Source organism: Micromonospora sp. NPDC049799, assembly GCF_040656655.1.
In the GTDB taxonomy this organism is placed as follows: Bacteria; Actinomycetota; Actinomycetes; order Mycobacteriales; family Micromonosporaceae; genus Micromonospora.
Genome location: NZ_JBFAMU010000616.1, coordinates 1 through 2,632 on the forward strand (window position 1 = coordinate 1; position 2,632 = coordinate 2,632).

A 2,632-nucleotide genomic window follows, 5' to 3' on the forward strand; every position below is an offset into this window, starting at 1 on the left:
CCGGCCGGGCTGACCCGGCCGGCGGGCGGGACGCTGACCACCCGGTGTGCGGCGCTGCTGCATCGTCACACCCCTCCCCCGAGGCTTCGCGTGGCTCAGGCCGAACGGTAACGCGGGAACGCGCCCGCACCCGCGTAGCGCGCCGCGTCGGCCAGCTCCTCCTCGATCCGCAGGAGCTGGTTGTACTTCGCGACGCGGTCCGAGCGGGCCGGCGCGCCGGTCTTGATCTGGCCGCAGCCGGTGGCCACCGCCAGGTCGGCGATGGTGGTGTCCTCGGTCTCGCCGGAACGGTGGCTCATCATGCACTTGAAGCCGGCCCGGTGGGCGAGGTCCACCGCGTCCAGCGTCTCGGTGAGCGAACCGATCTGGTTGACCTTCACCAGCACGGCGTTGGCGGCGCTCTCGGCGATGCCCCGGGCGATCCGCTGCGGGTTGGTGACGAAGAGGTCGTCGCCGACGATCTGGATCCGGTCACCGATGGACGCGGTCAGGGTCTGCCAGCCGGACCAGTCGTCCTCCGCCAGCGGGTCCTCGATCGACACGATCGGGTACTCGTCGGCGAGCTTGGTGTAGTAGGTGCTCATCTCCTCGGCGGTCTTCGCGGCACCCTCGAACGTGTAGGTGCCGTTGTCGAAGAACTCCGTGGCCGCGACGTCCAGCGCGAAGACGATGTCGGTGCCGAGGCGGTAGCCGGCCTTCTCGACGGCCTCCGCGATCAGGTCCAGGGCCGCGGCGTTGGTCGGCAGGTTCGGGGCGAAACCGCCCTCGTCGCCCAGGCCGGTGGAGAGGCCCTTCTTCTTCAGCACCGACTTCAGCGCGTGGTACACCTCCGCGCCGGAGCGCAGCGCCTCCCGGAAGCTCGGCGCGCCGATCGGCGCGACCATGAACTCCTGGATGTCGACGTTCGAGTCGGCGTGCGCGCCACCGTTCAGGATGTTCATCATCGGCACCGGCAACAGGTGCGCGTTCGGGCCACCCAGGTAGCGGAAGAGGCTCAGCTCGGCGCTGCCGGCCGCCGCCTTCGCCACCGCCAGGGAGACGCCCAGGATCGCGTTCGCGCCCAGCCCACCCTTGTTGTCGGTGCCGTCGATGTCCAGCATCCTCTGGTCGATCAGCCGCTGCTCGCTGGCCTCGTAGCCGATGAGCTGGTCGACGATCTTGTCCTCGATGTTGGAGACCGCGTTCTCGACACCCTTGCCCAGGTAGCGGTCCTTGTCACCGTCGCGCAGCTCGATCGCCTCGAAGGCGCCGGTGGAAGCGCCGGACGGCACCGCCGCACGGGCGATCGTGCCGTCGTCGAGCCCGACCTCGACCTCGACCGTCGGGTTGCCCCGCGAGTCGAGAATCTCCCGGGCGACGATTCCCTCGATGGTTGCCACTGAGTCGCTCCTCGTTTGTGTGTGCCGGTCCGTTATGGGCCGCGACGGTGCGGCTGAGGCAGGTGTTGCCACGCAGCGTATCGGGCGCCGGCCGCCCGCGCCGCGTCGCCCGCCGTACCCGGCGGTACGTCGGTTGCCCGTGCCCGACGTACCGAGACCCGTCCCGCACGACGGACATTCCCGTATTCTCGGGCGTCAACCGGCAACGGGTTTGCGCGCGGTTGATCCCATCGGCAAGGCTGGTCGCCATGCCCGCCGCCTCGACCACCCTCCGCCTGCTCGCCGTGTCGGTCATCGCGTCGTTCACCATCACCGGCTGCCAGACCCTCGACGACGCCGGCCGGGCCATCGGGCGGTCCGACCTCGTCAACGACCTCGCCACCCGGCTCGACCAGTCGCTGACCCTGACCTACTCGGCCGAGTACCAGCTCCCCGCCGGGCAGACCGCCACCATCGCCCAGGCACAGGACCCGGCCCGTTCCGCGTACACGTGGCCGGGCGGGAAGCTGACCGTCACCGAGGAGGCCACGGCCCGCTGCGAGACGGCCGCCACCCGTGCGGTCTGCACCCTGGAGGCGCCGCCGGCCGCCAACACCAAGCCGTCGGTCACCCTCTTCACCGAGGCCAAGGAGCACGGCCTGGTCACCCCGCCGGTGGTCATGCAACTGCTGACCACCGCCGCGCTCGACCCCCAGGCCGTGATCACGCAGAGTGACACCACCCTGGCGGGTCGGCACGCCACGTGCGTCGACGTCCAGCAGTCTGCCGGCGACTTCTCCGCCTGCGTGACGACCGAGGGCGCGCTGGGCAGCTTCACCGGGGACGTCGACGGTGAGCGGGTCGAGCTGGCCATGACCGACTACCGGGACGCCGTCGACGGCGACGCGTTCGCGCTGCCGCCCGGCGCCGGCGTGGTGGACCGCCGTACGGCCACCCCGTGACCGCACCCGGCTTCGTCCCCGGAGCCGACGGCGCCACACCCCCCGCGCCGACCGACCTCGCCCTGCCGGTCGCCGGGCGCAAGCTCCGCACCCGGGACGACGGCGTCCTGCTGCGGATCGCCGACCTGCCGGCCGACACCAACTGGGTTCCCCTCGGCACGCTCGACGGGCGGCCCGCCTGGGCGACCGAGGTGCCGTCCGTCGAGGACCGGCCCGAGACCGGCCGCGACCCGCAGCAGGTCGCGCTCGTCGAGGCGTACGCCAAGGAGCAGGGCCTCTGGCACGACCCGGACCACGAGCCGGAGTACTCCG

2 protein-coding genes and 1 pseudogene are annotated in these 2,632 nt (G+C 71.7%); 2 read left to right on the forward strand and 1 reads right to left on the reverse strand.

Features of this window, described 5'->3' with window-relative positions; genetic code table 11:
- Positions 1–95: 95 nt before the first annotated feature.
- Positions 96–1,379: a phosphopyruvate hydratase gene (gene eno, locus AB0I76_RS27265; protein ID WP_357041204.1), complete on the reverse strand. Its 1,284-nt coding sequence runs from the start codon at positions 1,377–1,379 to the stop codon at positions 96–98.
- Positions 1,380–1,627: 248 nt separating this feature from the next.
- Here eno and AB0I76_RS27270 point away from each other — a divergent pair, with 248 nt between their 5' ends.
- Complete coding sequence (locus AB0I76_RS27270) at positions 1,628–2,320, forward strand: hypothetical protein (RefSeq protein WP_357041207.1); 693 nt, start codon at positions 1,628–1,630, stop codon at positions 2,318–2,320.
- Positions 2,317–2,632, forward strand: a pseudogene (locus AB0I76_RS27275) (hypothetical protein); the annotation flags it as partial. The gene AB0I76_RS27270 and the pseudogene AB0I76_RS27275, both read left to right, overlap by 4 nt.

Excerpts from the sequence above, each read along its gene's own strand:
- AB0I76_RS27270 (WP_357041207.1), top strand. The coding sequence starts at position 1,628 with ATGCCCGCCGCCTCGACCACCCTCCGCCTGCTCGCCGTGTCGGTCATC.